Genomic DNA, 1,054 nt, shown 5'->3' with positions numbered 1-1,054 from the left:
AGGCAGTTACTACGCTGAAGGGAATGATGACCTTATGATGTTTAATAAAGTAGAGGTAAGTGGAGTAAACACTTCAAAATTACCTAAATTAAAAGAAAAAGAAATGAAAGAATTACTACATAGAATACAAAATGGCGAGCCAGAGTGTAGAGAAGAATTTATTGAAGGAAACTTAAGATTGGTTTTAAGTGTGATAAAGCGATTCAATAGCAGAGGAGAAAATGTAGACGATTTATTTCAAGTAGGCTGTATTGGGTTAATGAAGTCCATTGATAATTTTGATTTAAGCTTAAATGTTAGGTTTTCAACATATGCAGTTCCTATGATTTTTGGGGAAATAAGAAGATATCTAAGAGATAATAATTCGATAAGAGTTAGTAGGTCTTTAAGGGATATCGCATATAAAGCATTACAAGTTAGAGATAGATGGGTGAAAGAGTATAATAAAGAGCCTTCTGTGACTGAAATAGCTAAAGAATTAGAATTGCTAAGAGAAGACGTAGTATTTGCACTAGATGCTATACAATCTCCCGTATCGTTATTTCAACCAATTTATCATGACGGTGGAGATGAAGTTTATGTAATGGATCAAATAAGAGACACTAAAAACTTAGATGATAGTTGGATTGAAAATATATCAATTAAAGAGGGAATGAAAAAATTAAAAGATAGAGAAAAGTTAATCTTGAATTTGAGGTTCTTCGATGGGAAAACTCAGATGGAAGTAGCTGATGAAATAGGTATATCCCAAGCACAGGTTTCTAGAGTGGAAAAAAATGCGTTAAAGCACATGAAGAAGTATGTATAGGGTCCTCTAGTAGAACCATTTTTGTTATCCTATTTTAGAAACTGACCTTATAAGTTCTTATTTTAGAATTAAATATTAGATACATGAAAACAAATAGCAAATCATATTATATTAAGAACCCCTATTAGGAGGACATCTGTGCTATTCATGAATTGTATATTAAATTTAATTGGGAATGTTACATTCTTAACAGCCTACATAACTGGTAGTAGTTCATTCCCTCAACCATTAAAGGAAGAAGAAGAA

1 protein-coding gene is annotated in these 1,054 nt (G+C 31.5%); it reads left to right on the top strand.

Annotation, left to right across the window (positions count from 1 at the left end; translation table 11 throughout):
• Nucleotides 1-34: 34 nt before the first annotated feature.
• Nucleotides 35-808, top strand: coding sequence for an RNA polymerase sporulation sigma factor SigG (gene sigG, locus LGK95_RS22090; protein WP_226127054.1), 774 nt, complete (start codon nt 35-37; stop codon nt 806-808).
• Nucleotides 809-1,054: the final 246 nt, after the last annotated feature.

Source organism: Clostridium algoriphilum, from assembly GCF_020443705.1.
Classification (GTDB): Bacteria; Bacillota; Clostridia; order Clostridiales; family Clostridiaceae; genus Clostridium_AD; species Clostridium_AD algoriphilum.
This window is presented reverse-complemented; position numbering and strand designations above follow the sequence as displayed.

What these genes read in the sequence shown, in the direction of transcription:
- sigG (WP_226127054.1), top strand. Translation starts at nt 35, where the DNA reads ATGATGTTTAATAAAGTAGAGGTAAGTGGAGTAAACACTTCAAAATTA.